This is a genomic window from Bradyrhizobium sp. SZCCHNR1043, assembly GCF_032489675.1.
Taxonomy (GTDB): Bacteria; Pseudomonadota; Alphaproteobacteria; order Rhizobiales; family Xanthobacteraceae; genus Bradyrhizobium.
This window is the reverse complement of record NZ_JAUEYN010000004.1, coordinates 172,853-187,107: the sequence shown is the minus strand read 5'-3', so window position 1 is coordinate 187,107 and position 14,255 is coordinate 172,853. Positions and strand designations below refer to the sequence as shown.

Genomic DNA, 14,255 nt, shown 5'->3' with positions numbered 1-14,255 from the left:
CTTCCGCTCCTTACGGGATAGCAACGTCAGTGAGGCAAGCGACATGGAAGGTCCGCAACGGCGAGTCGGTGCCGATGCTGATCATGCGCTTGAACTTCGTCAGGCTCGGGAGGCCCGAATACGTGAAGGTGCGCCGGACCGAGCCGTCCGGCTGCAGCACATCAGCCACGGTGCTCGCCGTGATCTGGTTGGCGAAGGTGCCGCCCGTGAGGAGCTTCACGTCCACCTTGTTGTAATCGGCCTGGAAGTCCTCCAGCGTCGCGATCACCTGCACCTCGGTCACCGGTCCCGGGACGTCGCGCTCGGTCGAAACGTGCACGCCATCCGTGCGCGGCCGCGAGCGCGTCACCTTGGACAGATTGAGATAGATGCCCGGCATCACTTCCGTGGTGCCGTTGAGCGTCATGCGCGCGCCTACCGAGGCCGGCTGCCCGGTCAGCGGATGCGGCGTCGTAGCGGTCGGAGGCGCCGCAATCGGATACCAGACATTGTTGACCTTCACCTCAAAGACGATGTTGGTCGGGTCCGGCGCAATCTGCGTCAGCATCATGTCGATATCCGTCATGCCGCCGTTGCAGGACCACGGATCGAGATCGATAACCACGCGCGGCGCGGAGAACGCTGCAGCCTGGATTTCAAAGCAGGCATCACGCGAGATATCGCCCTGGAACCATGCGCCATCGGTCGAGGTGAAGAACGTCCCCTGCGCGTACTTGTTGTTTTCGCACATCGCGAGCCAGTGATTGCCCGGCGTGATCATGATCACCGCGACCCGCTGCCCCGCCTCCACATAGACCGGCGGAATGGGGATGTCCGTGATGGTCGGGTAAAGCTTCAACTGCGAAGCCGGGACCGTGACCGTTTGCAGGACGTTGACCGGATCAGGCGAGGACGACGGGGTCACCTTCGCAATGAGGATGCGGAGGTCGCCTTGCGTGTCCAACCGGCTGAAGCCAAGCCGCACCTTGGTCAACCACGCGGCGCGCGGAGCCATGAAGGTTTGCGAGCAGACGTTGCCGACAAAAGCTGCCGTGGTGACGATCGTATCCCAATAGATTTCCTGATACGTGTCAGTCCAGAACTGTTCGATCCGGATCATCTGGTGATTGATTAGCGCGAGCTGCGGGTCCAGCACCTGATAGGTATTGCCGGCCGCGTCTGTGAAGATGCCCGACACCGGGTCATAACGGCCGCTCTGCCACATCGCCGAGTTGGTGCAAATCAGATAGGTGGTGCCCCAACGAATGCGGGTCTGCGAAACCGTGCGCTGCACGGAGGTGATGTTTTGCGCGCCGGCATTCGAAAGCGCGACCTCGCTGTCCTTGCCTATATTCGAGACCAGCGGCACCGACGTGAAGGCCGGCAACAGCAAGCCATCCGAGCCAACCACAAACTTGGTATCGGCCGGGTTGGACAGGACGGGCGACGACGTTTCCGCGTTGGCATCGGCGAAGCGCAACCCCTCCTCCACCTTCGCCACATAGCGCGGGTCAGTGATGTCGGAGTCCCGCTGATCGAGGAACCAATCGGTCTTGCTGTAGCTCGCCGCGTCATCGACGCCGACCATGTCGGAGAGGCGCGCCACCTGCTCAAGCAGGTAGACGGTCATTCCCTTGGACTGGTTGCCCTGCGCCTGCTGCTGCAGCTTGGCAATGTCCGAGCGCATGCCGTCAATGATCGGCTGCGTGATGTCCTTCCACTGCTCGACGACAACGAGCCGGCCATCCACGTCCACCAGCGACGCGAGCCGGTTGGCGGTCACCTGCGTCACCACCTGCACCGCGCTCGGGGTCAGCGTAACATAGGCCATAACCAGGGCCTCGATCGGCACCGCGGGCGCAGCCGGGTCAACAGCCGCAGCGCCAGCAACCACCTGCACCGAGGCCGTGCGAATGTCGCGGGTCGCCGTGGGCTGCGCCTGCGTCTCGCGCGTCGTGGCATTAACGAGGAAGTCCCGCTCCTCAACCTTGTCCGCCTGATCAAGGCCGACGAGGCAGATAGCGCAGATGCGCTTGAAACCCGTGGTCGGAAGCTGGCCGATCAGGTCAATGGTGACGCCGTTGTCAGTCTCGTTGCCGTAAACGCGGCCTTGGCTCCAGAGGCGGAATGGCGTTGCAACCTTGATGGTGGTGGTGCCGCTGATCGAGACGTCCCCGCCGGCGTACTTCGCGGTCGGGACAAGCGCGTCACTGACGACATGGTCCATGCTGTCACGTGCGTAGAGGCCGAGATTGTTGATGTCATCGACGGTCACCTTTTGGCGCGCGCCGAACTTTACGATTTGTTCCATTTTACCTCTGTCAGTCGTAGAGCGGAATTTCAGCGTCAAACGCGATCGAGCCGTCCAGCGGGACCGCGTCGTCAAATTCAACGGGGCGTGAGATTTGCGTTGTGAACCAGATCTGATCACGATGGGATTTCGCGGCGCGCAGAGCTGCAGCGACGCGGTCTAACTGGCCTTGAACCGGGACAGTGCAGGCTTCATCAACAAAGCCGTCATCAAGCATGAACGACGGCACCGGAGCCGAGCCCCCGAAGTGGACCCGCATCTCTGCGTAGAACGGCGGGATTTCCAGCCGCGTGCTATCGAGGAAGAACCCGCCATCGCTGCCCGGCGTCCCCACAACGCGGGTCGCGTCGTAGAGGTAATACCGATCATAGATGCGCAGCGAGCTATCCTTGTCGCCCAGATAGTCTCCCACATAGCCGGCTTCCACGTGGAGCACGTCGGGGCCGATGGTGCCCGTGGTCGCGATCCTTTCCGGAATGACGTTCATGAGCGTCATCGGCGGGGTGTCGCTCGGCAAGATGACCGGCTGCGGTGTCACCGGCACATAGGAGCGATCGGCCGCGATGGTCAGCAGCTTTGACGTGATCTTTGCTGCCGTCACGAAAGCCGCATCAACCGGCGCATCAGTGATGAAAAATCCGCCGTCATCCTCGCCGGGGATGACCACCCCGATTAGGCCCTCGTTGATCGCGTTGGCTCCCGCCCAGGTCACCGGAAGCATCGGCACTGGAGTGCTTACGCCCTTGTCAACGAGGCACGCCCGGTTGCCGTAGCGATCAGCGGCGGTTGAGACCGTGAAGAACTCATCATCGGAAAAGCCGTCATCCGTGTAGAGGTCGGCATCCGCAGTGCCGTAGTCGCTTTCCAGATAAATCCGCAGCTCGCGAAACTGCGCCGCAAAGGCGGCCTTCTCCTCCGGCGTTGCGCTCGGCGCGGCATAGGCTCCAACCGGCGGAATGACGTAGCTTTGCAGCTCGGCGCCGATCACCTCCAGCCATCCGACGAAGGCCGGCAGCGTGCCCTTGATCCTGTGCAGATGGACCGAATTGGCGATGGCCCTCCGCTTCTGCCATTCGGGCCAATCTTCCTCCCAAACGTCTAGCGACACCTCCCACGCCAGATGCGGGAGAAAGTTGAGAGGCGCATCAAAGGGCCGCTTGATCGTCTCAATGGGCGTCGGGATGCCATCGAACCGCCTTTGGGCGCTTGCCGACATGAGCCGTTCAAGCGGAGAGGCATTCGAGGGCAATAGATGGATGTCGGGGTCGTCAATCTCCGCGAGGTCAGTCATCGATCACCTCGACGTCAACCGTTATCGAGGTGACATTCACGTGGCTGTAGCCATCCGGGATCACGTCCGCCGCCGGGCTTTCCACGATGACTTTCTCGATACCCGTCGCCCCGGATCGAGCCGCACCAATCAGCCCGTCAGTCCGGAGCGCTATACCGATGCGCCGACGCAAGAGCCGGTAGTTGTCCAAAGCCTTGGTTGCGTTCGCTCGCACCGTTTCAGGCGCAGGGCCGCCCCCGATCTGGATCAAGACGCGTACCGCGGCATCAATGGGCTTTGACGACATGGTGTGCACGTCATCAGTCAGGGGCCGCGTGGTCCTGGGCGACAACGCGTTATAGGCCGCCGTCACCGCCTCCGATGTCGCAACGCCGTTTCCGTCGCGCGCCAGCACCACAACGTCAACCCGGTTGGATTGCGGATTGAGCGCGACCGCGTCACTAAGCGACGGATGCGAACGCCGGGCGAAGTAAACATAGGAACCTTCCGGGCCAGCGACGGAGAACGCCTCCGGGGCCATCTGGATTTCCTCGCGGTACTCGGCATCCGATTGATAAATCTTGTTCACAGGGTCGATCAGGCGCCGCGGCGTGTCAAAGAGCGCGCCCAGCTGATCGAGGTCGGTTCCGACCGAATAGGCCAGGAGCAACGCACGGGCCTTGTCATTCACCAGCGCCCGCAACAAAGTCTCGCGATAGGCTACCGCTTCCAGAATGATCACGATCGGCTCGGTCTCGAGCATCAGCGTGTCGAGGGGCGGAAGGTCGGGACGCCCCACGCGGTAAGCGTCCCAGGTTGATTGTACCCAGGCCTTTTGATCGGCGAGGATGGCCTCGTAATCCACCGTCTCAATGAGAGCCGGCGGGGCCAATTGGGACAGATCGAGCTTGGTAAAGCGGGTCATGCTGGTTGCACCGTTATGCTTCCATCTCCGGCGCCGATCGCGAGGATGTAGTCACCGCGCGCAGGTGTCGGGTCGCCGAGATGGCCGCGCGGCAGGTACTGCCCATGAATAGCCATGGAGAGCTTGCCGGAGCGCAGTTGGTCGGGTTTGTTGCCGGCTGGATTGAAGTAGACCCGCGTCACTCGGAAGCGCGGCTCCCATAGCTCGATCGCCACAACGATTGCGTAGCAAAAGCGCGTCACCGTCCGTGCGGTCAGGTTCTCGCCGAGCAGCGGCGGCACCTCACTGCCGAAATATCGGCGCATAAGACGTGCGCCGATATGCGTTGTGAACAGAACGTGCAGCGACTGCACCACATGACCCCAACCGTCGAGCGCCTTTCCGGTGGCGCGGTTGATGCCTGCCATCAGCCCGCCGCCGAGGTCCCGGTCTGAGCAACGGGCCCGGGCGCGAATGCCGGAGCGGAGGCTGAATTTGTATCGAACGGAACAGACGCTGAGTTCGGCGCAACTGTCGCGACCTTTTTAGGCGACATCTTGCGGAAGATAAAATAGCACGCGACGGCAAGAATGCCGAGCACGGTCAAGATGAGGTCCATATCAATTCCTCTGTTGTGCATGGTTCAGGTGAGCGACTACACTACGTTAGAGTCGCACGGGGGCTGGTTATGGACTGGAAGCAGTTTTTTGCGAGCTTGGTCGGGTCACTTGCCTGGCCGGTGGCTACTGTTATTATTTTGATTTTATTTCGGCCTCAGGTGGGGCGCCTGCTTGGGCAGATCAAAAAACTCGCTGCCGCAGGTGTGAACGTAGATTTTGCCGATCAGTTGGAGAAGGTCACCGAGCAGGCAAAACGAGTGGAGGCCGAAACGAAAGGACCGCCACCTGACGTTGTCGTCCTGGATCCCACGGTACTTCAATTGGCGCAGAAATTCCCAGAAGCGGCAGTGCTTCAAGAATACAAAGAACTGGAGTCGGTTCTCTTGCAAATCCGGTCGCGGTTGCCGGACAACAGACCTCATCGAAATCTGAACGAAGTCCTTGCACAATTGAACAAGGCGGGACTGATTAGCGGGAGCGTCATCGGTCTATTCAATACTATTCGAAAGGCCCGAAATGCCGTGGCGCACTCAAACGATGAAAAGATGACGCCCGGAGAAGCGATCGAACTCGTACGTGAAACGCGCATGCTCATCGAACTGCTTCGCGCGGTACTGAACAAGCTTCCAAAGCAATCAGATTGAGCCGACTCTATCGCTTGATGCCGCCTGCACGTCCGGAGCCGACCCGGCCGTGTCGCCCGGAAGCTCGATCGTACCGCGCCTCAGCTCGAAACGCGCGGCACGATCGCTCAACATAATCGTGCCGGCCTTGCCCGCCTTGCGCCTCAGCTCGCGCGGGGCGGTGTCGGTCAGGTTGTAATTCTTGTTCGCCATGTCTTTCTCACTGCTTGGATAAGGTTTGCTTTGCGGGGATGTCGCCGATCAGCAGTACCTGCATTTCCGGAGACTCGCCCTTGCCATCGACACCGAGATACGTCCGCCCGACCGTGCGGACGGCGGAGGCCGTCACGTTCACGGCCGAACCCGTTTGCTCGATCTCGGAGCCCGAGACGGTTGAGGTAATCGTGTCGCTCTTCTGTTCGATGTCGCTGCCATCGCCTACCTTCGAACTGATGACTTCCTTGGCAATGTTCTTGATCGAGTCTTTCGTGACCTCGATCGAGGCATCACCAACCGTGAGCTTCACGCTGTCCTTTTTGATTGTGATGTTGACGTTTTCGAACGTCAGAATGTGTTGGTCCGGCGCGTCCGATGGCGACGGGTTATCGTCGGACCATGTCAGCGGCAGGCACAGGCCTTGCCGAAAGTCGCCCGTGGGCGAGAACAGCGTCATTTGCTGCCCGGCGCTCGGAGGCGTGTGCACCTTCAGCGCGCCGGCAATCTGCGCGTAAGGCACCCACGGGCTTTCCTGCGGCTCCTCATCCGTGCCGCCGATCTGGAGTTTGACCACGTGCTTTTTGGCATCGACCTTGACGACCTTGCCATGGCGAACCATCGTGTCGGCGCGTCGCTTCAGGTCCGCCACATCCCGCATCAGCGAGACGATTTGCTCATGTAGCGCTGCCACCCGCCGCATCCTGATAGATCGCGAAATCCTCCGGATCGAGCGTCACGGAGGCCAGCACGGCGGGCTCCGCGACGTCGGTTGCCTGATGATCGAGCGCCGGCGCCAAGCCCATGCTCCGCAGCTCGCGATAGGTCAGGCCGAGCGTCGCGGCAGCCAAGCGCCATGCGGGCAGCGTCAGGGTTGTGATCAGCGAGCGCCAATCGAGCGAGAGCGGCTTCAGGTCTGGGACAGTCGCCATCAGGTCGAGAAGATCGGACCACAATTCGGAGAGCGGCGCGCCGCGCACCGGATCGGCCACCGGCTCGACCGAATAGATTTCGCGGATGAAGTTGAACTTGCGCCCGCCGTCGCTATCGGCACCACGGCCCCAACCGGCATCCGGCAGGAAGCGCACGACAAGGCGGCGGAACATCTCGGCCCAAGGCCCGGGGTCGCCGGTCAGGACTGCGTCGATTTCGTAGGCGATCCGGCGCAGCCGATTTTCATAGGCCGCATCGGTCGCCGCGTATTCGATGATATCGGCCGGCTCATCCTCGCCGCTGTCCGTGTGCGCCGCCGGGATTGTGATGGTGGTCGCCTTCGCGACGAACATCTCAAACGCCAAATCAACCGAGTGTTCCGCGGCGAGAAGGTCCCGCCCCATGATGATTTTCTTGCCCTGCTCGGCGAGCACAACGATGGTCGGCGACGCATCCTTGCCGAGCAACGCGCGGGGATCGACCACGCTATCAAAAACGCGATCGCCAACAGAGGTGGCGTTCTTCAACGCCATGTAGGCGCAGATGCGAACGGCGCAGACTGCAAGGCTCATGCGGCGGGCTCCAGTGTCTGGACGCTGATTGCCAGCCGCCCATCATCAAGCGGCTCGATCAGCGAAATGGTGAATTCGGGCAGGCCCGGCAACTCCAGCCGGGTGATGCGGTCACCTTGGCGATATTCAACGCCCTTCAGCTCGGAGCCCTGCACGGAGAACCAAATCTTGGGCGTGACGAAGCGGCGCGCGAAATCGCGCCCTTCCGGCGCCGAATTGGTGATGCGCTTTTGCTTGTCCGTCTCTCGATAGGCGCCCGTGACATCGGCAACCGACCGCGTCGTGTCCACGCTGCCGGCCGAGTAAACCGCCTCTGTCCATGGCGTGATGCGGATGCGCTCGCCCATGACAGCATCGACAGTGTTTGACGAAATCTGCACCAAGGCCATGAACAGAGACATGATGCGCCCTCTTATGCGGGCGGCAGGATCAGCGCCGGCCCCGACGTCACCGCGGCGGCAACGGCGGCGGTTGCGGCAGCGACGCGCGGCAACACGCCTTCGGTGACCGTGAGCACGCCGTTTGCGGCGTCCCAATACAGGGCCGCGCCCTCGGTCCAGGCCTCGCCGGTCTTCTTGGGCAGCGTGTAGACGCCTTCACGGTCCAGTTCGAAGGGCTGGCCTTCGTCGGCCGAGATGGCAGCGACGCCGAAGATGACGCCAATGAGGTAGCCGTTGCCCGAGACGGCGCCGCCGGCCGGCGCAGTGAACGTCAGCACCTTGCCGTGTTGAATTTTGTTCTTCACTTCCGTTGTTTCCTTGATCGAGAACGCAAAGGGGCGACCCGAAGGCCGCCCCCGATGGTTTCCGCTTGCGCGAGCCGATTACTTCGCGACGTTCGGCGAGCGATAGGCACCGCGGTAATCGATAGCGCCGCAGCCGAAGTCATGCTCCAGCGAGATGCCGACGCCCTGCACACCGAACGGGTTCTCGATGCGCATGCGCGGGGCCTCGTAGCCGTCCAGCATGCCCCACACGAACACCGGGGCAGCGGAGGGCTCCGCGTAGAGCTCCCACTGATCACCGTCCAGCGGCGCAACCACGGTCCGCAGCTTGCCGCCGAACGGGTTGACATCGCCCTCCCTGGTCGGGGTGATGATCGCAAGCGCCTTGTCCGCGTTCGTTTCCTGATCCGCACCAACGAGCAGGATTGCCGGCTTCAGGTTGAGCTTTGCTCCGCTCTGATTGGTCTGCTTGCGGATCACGGCGCGGCCGATCGACAGGCCGTCCGCCGAGATGTCACCGCCGACCGCGGCGAGGTTTTCGCGGGAGGCATCAAAGACCGGCTTCTTGCCTTCCTGCAGCATCGGCCCGGCGCCGCCGTTGAGGGCTTTCATCTTGTAGAAGATGCCTTCCTCGAAACGCGACACGCTGTCGCCGTAGCTGCCGAGCATCTGGTCAATTGCGCCGATGTTGTCGTCAATCAGCATGCGCCGGGAGATAGCGAACTGAATGGCGTAAGGCGCAACCGAGATGCTTTCCTTGCTCTCGCCCCACGTGCCGAACTTGATCTCGCCCGACTCGTTGACCGGCTGCAGCTGCGGGAAGTCGCCGACGCGCACCTGAGTGTGCGGCCGGAAATCCACGAAGTTCCGGCGGACCGAAATCTCGCGATAGGTTGCCGCCGCCTGCTGATAGCGCGAGGCCAACACGCGGTTGATGGTTGACTCAAAAATGACCGGGAAATCCGAGGTCGTGTGCATCGCGCGGCGGAGGACTTCTTCGCGATCGGCCGACGTGCGCAGCATGGAGCGCGAGCCGGTCACCACGGCCGCCATTTCGGCGAACGAATAATTCAGGAAGGCGCGCGCGCCGGCATCCAGCGGGCGCACATTGCCCTCTTCGTCGCGGAGCGCGGAGACACCGCCCATGCGGACGGTCAGCGCATCCGTGAACTGGCGAACACGGGTCTCGGTCTCATCCTGCGTCACCTGCACCAAAAGGCCGGGGCTGGAGCGCGTTGCGTCCGCCGCAGCGGCGAGCGCTTCGAAGGCTCGGGCGCGGAACGCATCGGCCGAGACGCCGCCGGAGATGGCCGCGCGGATATCGTCATTCGACATATTGGCGCGGGTGCCGATGGTCATAATGTCGGCCACGCGGCTGCGCTCTGCAGTCAGGTCGAGGGTCGGCGCAGGCGCGGCCACCGAGGGCGCAGGCTGCGGAGCCGGCGCGGAGCGGGTCTCCGGCGCGGGCACGGTCGTGGTCGTTGCCGAAGGCTCGGCGGTCGGGGCAGCATTACGCCGCATGTCGTCATTCTCCGTAGGATTTGGGTCATCGACCCGTTGCGTTTCAACCGGCGTCGATCGAATTGACGCCTGTGGGTCGGCAGGCACGGCCACAAGGGAGACTTCAAGCAGCTCCCATTTGACCGCGCGCCAAACCTCAACCTCGTTTTCAAGTGACGCGAGCGTCCAAGTCGTCACCCGATAGCCGACCGAAATGCCCGTCAGCTCGCCGCGGGCAACCATGCCCTCAGCGCGTCGGCCGGCGTCCGTATCAGCGAACCGAATGCGGCCAACGAGCAAGCCGCCCTCGATCCGTGCGGACTCGACGATGCCAAGAATGCTATCGACCGAGTCCTGTTTGTGCGTGTCGAGGAGCCTGCATTGTCCGAGCGCCACGCGGTTGAGGTCGATGGCAAGAACGGAGATTTCCAGCTCTTCGTAAGCGCCCCATCGCGCGACGCGCGAGCCGGCCGAGAACACCGCCTCAACCGTATGCGTCTCCGCGTCGTAGCTTGATGCCGTGAACCGGGCGGAAAGGTCATCGGTCGCGGCGCGCGCGATCACCAATCCGGGCTCAAAGCCATCAGGCGTCATTCGCGGACGCGCCATTGAGCGCATCCGCGTCTTGTGTTTCTTCATCAAGCCTCGCTATCTGCCGGCTGCTTCTCTGTGCCGCCAGCCGGCGTGTCGTCATCCGACGCGACATCTTCCTTTGCGTCGGGGTCCTTTTGCGCCGCTCCCAATTGGTCAACGCGGCGAGGATCGATATCGAGCACCAGGCCGTCTTTGTCGGCATCGGCCCAAAACTGTTTGGTCTCGGCCAAGACCTTGCGCCAGTCGCGGCCCCACTCGTTGATGAATTCCTGTGGCGAGATGCGCCCGGCGCGCACGGCAAGAATATCGGCCTTCAGGTCTTTCAAAGGATCGATTGGCACCACCGCCGGCATGACGTATTCACGGAGGTACGGGGCCTTGCGCTCCTTCACCTTGCCGGCGGCAATGGCGATATCAAGCCACCGCTCCGTCACCCGATGCATCAGCATCGGCACGAGCGTTAGCCACTGTTGCTGCTCAACGAGGCGCTTGAAAATCCTTTCGCCCGCCTTCATTGACGAATAGCTCGCCTGCCGGAGGTCCCCGGTCAGTTGGTCGTAAGTGATCATGCCGCCCGAGGCGATGCCCATGAGCGCCGTCATCCCGACTGGTTCGAACTGCCCTGCCCCCGATGGAGAAAACGCAGTCACGGTCTCGCCAAGCGCCGCCCGGTAAATCATCCCCGGCGCCATGCCCTCGATATTGCGCCCGTCTCGATCCTTCCGAGCCGCCGCAGCGGCCACGCCCGCAACAGGATCATTGGAATTGATGATCATGCCGTAGCAAGCTTCCATCCGGAGCTTGACCACCATGGCGTCAAGAGCGTCGTAATAATCGCGCGTGCTCTGCATTACCGGAGCGAGCAGCGGGACGCCGCGAACCTGCCCGGCGCGCAGCGGCCGGTATATGTGGCAGAAGTCCCGGCGCTCAACGAAGTCCGGTATCAGTTGCGGCGTTTTCCAGAGCGTCGGTTCGGAGGGATGATCCTTGTAGAGCCAATATCCAAGGCGCTCATTCCAATCACCAAGCACGACACCGAGCCGCGACCGCCTTCCGTCAAACACGCCATCGCGTTCCGTTGCGATCACGTCGCCCTCAACGCATTGCAGCGCCAGCGGCACAGCGCGACCCGAGCCGATCTTGCGAGGCACCATCCGGACGCCCGAGTCTCCGCGCTCCAGCGCCGACCGATAGGCAACGTTCTGAATACCGGGGAAGCTCTTCTCGCCCTCGATATCCGCAACGAGGCACCATTCATCCCATAGGTCTTGAAGGCGCTTATCCTTCCAAGCCACGGTGATGCCCGTGCCGATCGTGTGAGCCGTGAGAACGTCAACGGCACGAGAGCCTATCCACGTGTTGCGCACGAGGTCGGAGGAGCGTTCGCGAAGCTTGGCGAGGGACGGACCGAGCGCCCCATTCGCGCTATCAGCCTTCGCGCCCTTGAAGCTGGCACCGCGTCTGCCCATGGTCGCGCCGTCATAGGAGCGCTTGACATCAATCGCGGAGAGGACCGCCATGCGCGATGCAGCGGCGTGCGGCGACACCCACGCGAGCGCCTTCAAAAACATCGACATGCGGTCAGTCCCTGGTGTGAGAGACGAACGTGACGGGCGACGCAGTGCCGTAGACATCGGCAATGATCAGCCGACGGATGGTCAGCATCTGATCGAGGCTGCGAAACTCGGTCCTATGAGCGTTGTCGCCGGAGCCGAATTGCACGCTGCTCGCGCCGGTCGCTATCGCCGCATCCAGCTTGTCGAGGTCGGATTTCGTCCACATTCCCGAGGGCCTTTCCAAAAGAGAAAGGCCGCCCGGACAGCGCGCCCACCATGCGCTTGTCCGAGCGGCCTTGACCCGCATCACCGAGCGCCAGGCGCCGCGCCCCATCGCGCACCCGGCTGCCATCAGGTGATGCGGTTACCGCGCTGCGACCAAGTCGCCAGCGCGAACGGCGAGCAATCAGCGATGCCAATTGCTCGTATCGCGACCTAACCAAGTCTCGTAGACCTCGCCGCCATGCGGCTGATCGGTCTCCGGCTCGGGGTCGCGGGTGTTTGCCGGTTGCTGCGTCCCGTCACTGTCATTTGTGCGAGGTGCGTTCGACGTATCAGCAACCGGCGCGATCGAGCCTCCGAATAGGCTCGGCTCGCTTAGTTCGTCGGGCAGACCGCGGCGCAAGGCGAGGTCGCGCCATTGCTCATCCGTGGTGGAGGACATGCCGAGATATTCCGCCATTGCCACGTTGTAGATGCGGCAATCGTGGAAATGGTTGTCCTTGATCTGCGCCCACTTCTTGCCGGCGACGCGGCCTTTGACCTTCACGTCCTCAAGGCGGTCGCCGGTTAGTTGTTTGAAATAGACCTCATCCACCCACATGCCGAAATGGCAGTAGCCGTCAGGGTCCCTTTCCGCGCCGGCCTTCATGCCCTCTTGGCGCAGGAACGAATAGAAATCCGCCTTGAGCGGCCAGATGCCGACGCCCCAAAGCTTCGCGCCCTGCTTGATCTTGCGCCCGCCGAGGTCGATGTCCTGCAGCGTCGGGGTTCCGATTGCAGGCTTGCCCCAACCCGGTATGCCTTTTGTCGCAAGGATCAGCTCATAGCCCGTGTCAGGGTGCAGCCGCTGGTTTTCCCTGACCCAGCCATAGACCGTGTTCGCCCGGTAGCCGGTATCGATCGCGAGCGCGTCTATCGTCCGCTCCCGCCCGAAGGCGTCAGGGAATTTCCGATCAAGCGTCAGCTCGCGGAGACGCTTGAACACCTCGCCGCGATGGTTCGCGGTGTCGCCGTCGATGTAAAGCGCATCAACAAGCCACGTTTCGCGGTTCGAACCATGGGCGACGATCTCCAGCCAAATGCCGCGCATCTGAACGTCGGCTGCCGCGGTCAAGAGGATGCCTTTGGGCGGGATATGCCCGCGCTTCATCCACTCAACGCGGCGCATCATCAGCTTTTCGACTTCCGGCGCGTCGCTCCGGAGCCTGAAAGCTAGCCCGAGCACAAGGTTTGAGTAGTCTTTCCGGCCGGTTTCGGTCTTGGCCTTGCGCTTTTCCTCCGCGATAGCCTCATACGACATCATCTTGCTGATGAAAGCGTCGATATGAAACCCCGGATGGTCGCCAAGAGCGTAGGTCGGTATCCACTCGCCGTTGTCGATAGCGAAGATGCGCTCCGCGTCGCTGATATGGTGCCCGCAACTGCACTGATAGCGGCTCTTGTGCAGATGCTGCTCATCAACGATCAGGAATTCATCCCGATGAACGAACAACTGCCCGCACTCGGGGCAGAGGCAGTGCCAAAAGCGCCGATCCGATAGCTTGAAGCGCCGGTCAATGCGGCAATGGCCCTCGGTCTCGCCCGTTTCGTCTCCCGTGTCGATTTCCGGCGTCGAGATGTCCAGAATTTTGAACGTCTTCTTGCGCCGGAACGCCGTGAACCGGCCAAAGAACAGGTTCTCAGGATCTCCGTAGCCAGGAATATCCGTCCACTTCGATAGTTCGTCGCGAACGCCCTTCTTGATGGTCACCGACGAGAGGTCCAAGACGCTGTTAGCGTTCGCAAGGATCAGCCGCCCGCCAGCGAATTCCTTTTCGTCCTGTTTCGACTCTAGGACCTTGCGGCCGATCTTCTTTTGCCACGCGGTAATCAGCGGCTGGAGCTTGCCGTTGTTCACCTCCTTGAGCGCGTCGATACCGGGCACCGCGTAGAGCAGGTTTGCCGGCTCGCGGTCGGCCACGTACAGGCACCATCCCAGCGCCAAGATAGACGCACCGGTCTGCTGCGACTTCCGCACAGTGACGAAGTTGCACGGATGGTCCTCCGAAAGGCAGTTGGCGATTTCCGTAAGGTACGGCGCGCCTTTCGCGTTCCAGAGATTGCCCTGCTCCGGGCCGTCAACGAGAACAATGTTTTCGCTCATCCATTGAGCGACGGGAACGGGCGTCGGGGGCCTGATCACGTTCGCCATCCGCTCGGCGACCAGGGCGAGCGCGGACGGATGCGAACGCATG

15 protein-coding genes are annotated in these 14,255 nt (G+C 62.1%); 1 reads left to right on the top strand and 14 read right to left on the bottom strand.

The features are described from left to right. Positions 1-10: 10 nt before the first annotated feature. From QX039_RS08495 to QX039_RS08475, 5 genes are read right to left on the bottom strand one after another with little or no spacing between them, the layout of a single operon-like run. Positions 11-2,290: a hypothetical protein gene (locus tag QX039_RS08495; protein ID WP_315772999.1), complete on the bottom strand. Its 2,280-nt coding sequence runs from the start codon at positions 2,288-2,290 to the stop codon at positions 11-13. Positions 2,291-2,300: 10 nt separating this feature from the next. Next, positions 2,301-3,581, bottom strand: a complete 1,281-nt coding sequence (locus QX039_RS08490) for a phage tail protein I (RefSeq protein ID WP_315772998.1) — start codon at positions 3,579-3,581, stop codon at positions 2,301-2,303. After that, on the bottom strand, positions 3,574-4,485 hold the full coding sequence (locus QX039_RS08485; RefSeq protein WP_315772997.1) for a baseplate J/gp47 family protein: 912 nt from the start codon (positions 4,483-4,485) through the stop codon (positions 3,574-3,576). Before QX039_RS08485 ends, QX039_RS08490 begins: the two co-directional genes overlap by 8 nt. Beyond that, entirely contained in the window at positions 4,482-4,892 is a 411-nt protein-coding gene (locus QX039_RS08480; RefSeq protein ID WP_315772996.1) for a GPW/gp25 family protein, read from the bottom strand. The genes QX039_RS08485 and QX039_RS08480 overlap by 4 nt, the downstream gene beginning before the upstream one ends. After that, positions 4,892-5,083, bottom strand: coding sequence for a hypothetical protein (locus QX039_RS08475; RefSeq protein ID WP_315772995.1), 192 nt, complete (start codon positions 5,081-5,083; stop codon positions 4,892-4,894). The genes QX039_RS08480 and QX039_RS08475 overlap by 1 nt, the downstream gene beginning before the upstream one ends. Positions 5,084-5,152: 69 nt before the next feature. Here QX039_RS08475 and QX039_RS08470 point away from each other — a divergent pair, with 69 nt between their 5' ends. After that, positions 5,153-5,728: a DUF4145 domain-containing protein gene (locus QX039_RS08470; protein ID WP_315772993.1), complete on the top strand. Its 576-nt coding sequence runs from the start codon at positions 5,153-5,155 to the stop codon at positions 5,726-5,728. Here the strand turns inward: QX039_RS08470 and QX039_RS08465 are convergent. The 9 genes from QX039_RS08465 to QX039_RS08425 form a co-directional block, all read right to left on the bottom strand. After that, on the bottom strand, positions 5,720-5,920 hold the full coding sequence (locus QX039_RS08465; protein WP_315772991.1) for a hypothetical protein: 201 nt from the start codon (positions 5,918-5,920) through the stop codon (positions 5,720-5,722). The genes QX039_RS08470 and QX039_RS08465 overlap by 9 nt on opposite strands. A gap of 7 nt (positions 5,921-5,927) precedes the next feature. Beyond that, positions 5,928-6,614 (bottom strand): phage baseplate assembly protein V, encoded by a 687-nt coding sequence (locus QX039_RS08460; RefSeq protein ID WP_315772989.1) that lies wholly within the window; start codon positions 6,612-6,614, stop codon positions 5,928-5,930. After that, complete coding sequence (locus QX039_RS08455) at positions 6,598-7,425, bottom strand: hypothetical protein (protein WP_315772988.1); 828 nt, start codon at positions 7,423-7,425, stop codon at positions 6,598-6,600. The genes QX039_RS08460 and QX039_RS08455 overlap by 17 nt, the downstream gene beginning before the upstream one ends. Further along, on the bottom strand, positions 7,422-7,826 hold the full coding sequence (locus QX039_RS08450) for a hypothetical protein (RefSeq protein WP_315772987.1): 405 nt from the start codon (positions 7,824-7,826) through the stop codon (positions 7,422-7,424). Before QX039_RS08450 ends, QX039_RS08455 begins: the two co-directional genes overlap by 4 nt. A gap of 11 nt (positions 7,827-7,837) precedes the next feature. Beyond that, positions 7,838-8,170 carry a DUF2190 family protein gene (locus tag QX039_RS08445; RefSeq protein WP_315772985.1) on the bottom strand — a complete coding sequence of 111 codons (333 nt, stop codon included), beginning with the start codon at positions 8,168-8,170 and terminating at the stop codon, positions 7,838-7,840. Between the two features lie 78 nt (positions 8,171-8,248). Next, positions 8,249-10,288, bottom strand: a complete 2,040-nt coding sequence (locus tag QX039_RS08440) for a prohead protease/major capsid protein fusion protein (RefSeq protein WP_315772983.1) — start codon at positions 10,286-10,288, stop codon at positions 8,249-8,251. After that, positions 10,288-11,820 carry a phage portal protein gene (locus QX039_RS08435; RefSeq protein ID WP_315772981.1) on the bottom strand — a complete coding sequence of 511 codons (1,533 nt, stop codon included), beginning with the start codon at positions 11,818-11,820 and terminating at the stop codon, positions 10,288-10,290. The genes QX039_RS08440 and QX039_RS08435 overlap by 1 nt, the downstream gene beginning before the upstream one ends. 4 nt (positions 11,821-11,824) lie before the next feature. After that, positions 11,825-12,025, bottom strand: coding sequence for a phage head-tail joining protein (locus QX039_RS08430; protein WP_315772979.1), 201 nt, complete (start codon positions 12,023-12,025; stop codon positions 11,825-11,827). A 180-nt stretch (positions 12,026-12,205) separates the two neighbouring features. Continuing rightward, on the bottom strand, positions 12,206-14,254 hold the full coding sequence (locus QX039_RS08425; protein WP_315772977.1) for a terminase gpA endonuclease subunit: 2,049 nt from the start codon (positions 14,252-14,254) through the stop codon (positions 12,206-12,208). Position 14,255 lies beyond the last annotated feature (1 nt).

Coding starts and splice junctions, on each gene's coding strand:
- QX039_RS08495 (WP_315772999.1), bottom strand. CDS start 2,290: ATGGAACAAATCGTAAAGTTCGGCGCGCGCCAAAAGGTGACCGTCGAT.
- QX039_RS08490 (WP_315772998.1), bottom strand. CDS start 3,581: ATGACTGACCTCGCGGAGATTGACGACCCCGACATCCATCTATTGCCC.
- QX039_RS08485 (WP_315772997.1), bottom strand. CDS start 4,485: ATGACCCGCTTTACCAAGCTCGATCTGTCCCAATTGGCCCCGCCGGCT.
- QX039_RS08480 (WP_315772996.1), bottom strand. CDS start 4,892: ATGGCAGGCATCAACCGCGCCACCGGAAAGGCGCTCGACGGTTGGGGT.
- QX039_RS08475 (WP_315772995.1), bottom strand. CDS start 5,083: ATGGACCTCATCTTGACCGTGCTCGGCATTCTTGCCGTCGCGTGCTAT.
- QX039_RS08470 (WP_315772993.1), top strand. CDS start 5,153: ATGGACTGGAAGCAGTTTTTTGCGAGCTTGGTCGGGTCACTTGCCTGG.
- QX039_RS08465 (WP_315772991.1), bottom strand. CDS start 5,920: ATGGCGAACAAGAATTACAACCTGACCGACACCGCCCCGCGCGAGCTG.
- QX039_RS08455 (WP_315772988.1), bottom strand. CDS start 7,425: ATGAGCCTTGCAGTCTGCGCCGTTCGCATCTGCGCCTACATGGCGTTG.
- QX039_RS08450 (WP_315772987.1), bottom strand. CDS start 7,826: ATGTCTCTGTTCATGGCCTTGGTGCAGATTTCGTCAAACACTGTCGAT.
- QX039_RS08440 (WP_315772983.1), bottom strand. CDS start 10,288: ATGAAGAAACACAAGACGCGGATGCGCTCAATGGCGCGTCCGCGAATG.
- QX039_RS08435 (WP_315772981.1), bottom strand. CDS start 11,820: ATGTCGATGTTTTTGAAGGCGCTCGCGTGGGTGTCGCCGCACGCCGCT.
- QX039_RS08430 (WP_315772979.1), bottom strand. CDS start 12,025: ATGTGGACGAAATCCGACCTCGACAAGCTGGATGCGGCGATAGCGACC.
- QX039_RS08425 (WP_315772977.1), bottom strand. CDS start 14,254: ATGCGTTCGCATCCGTCCGCGCTCGCCCTGGTCGCCGAGCGGATGGCG.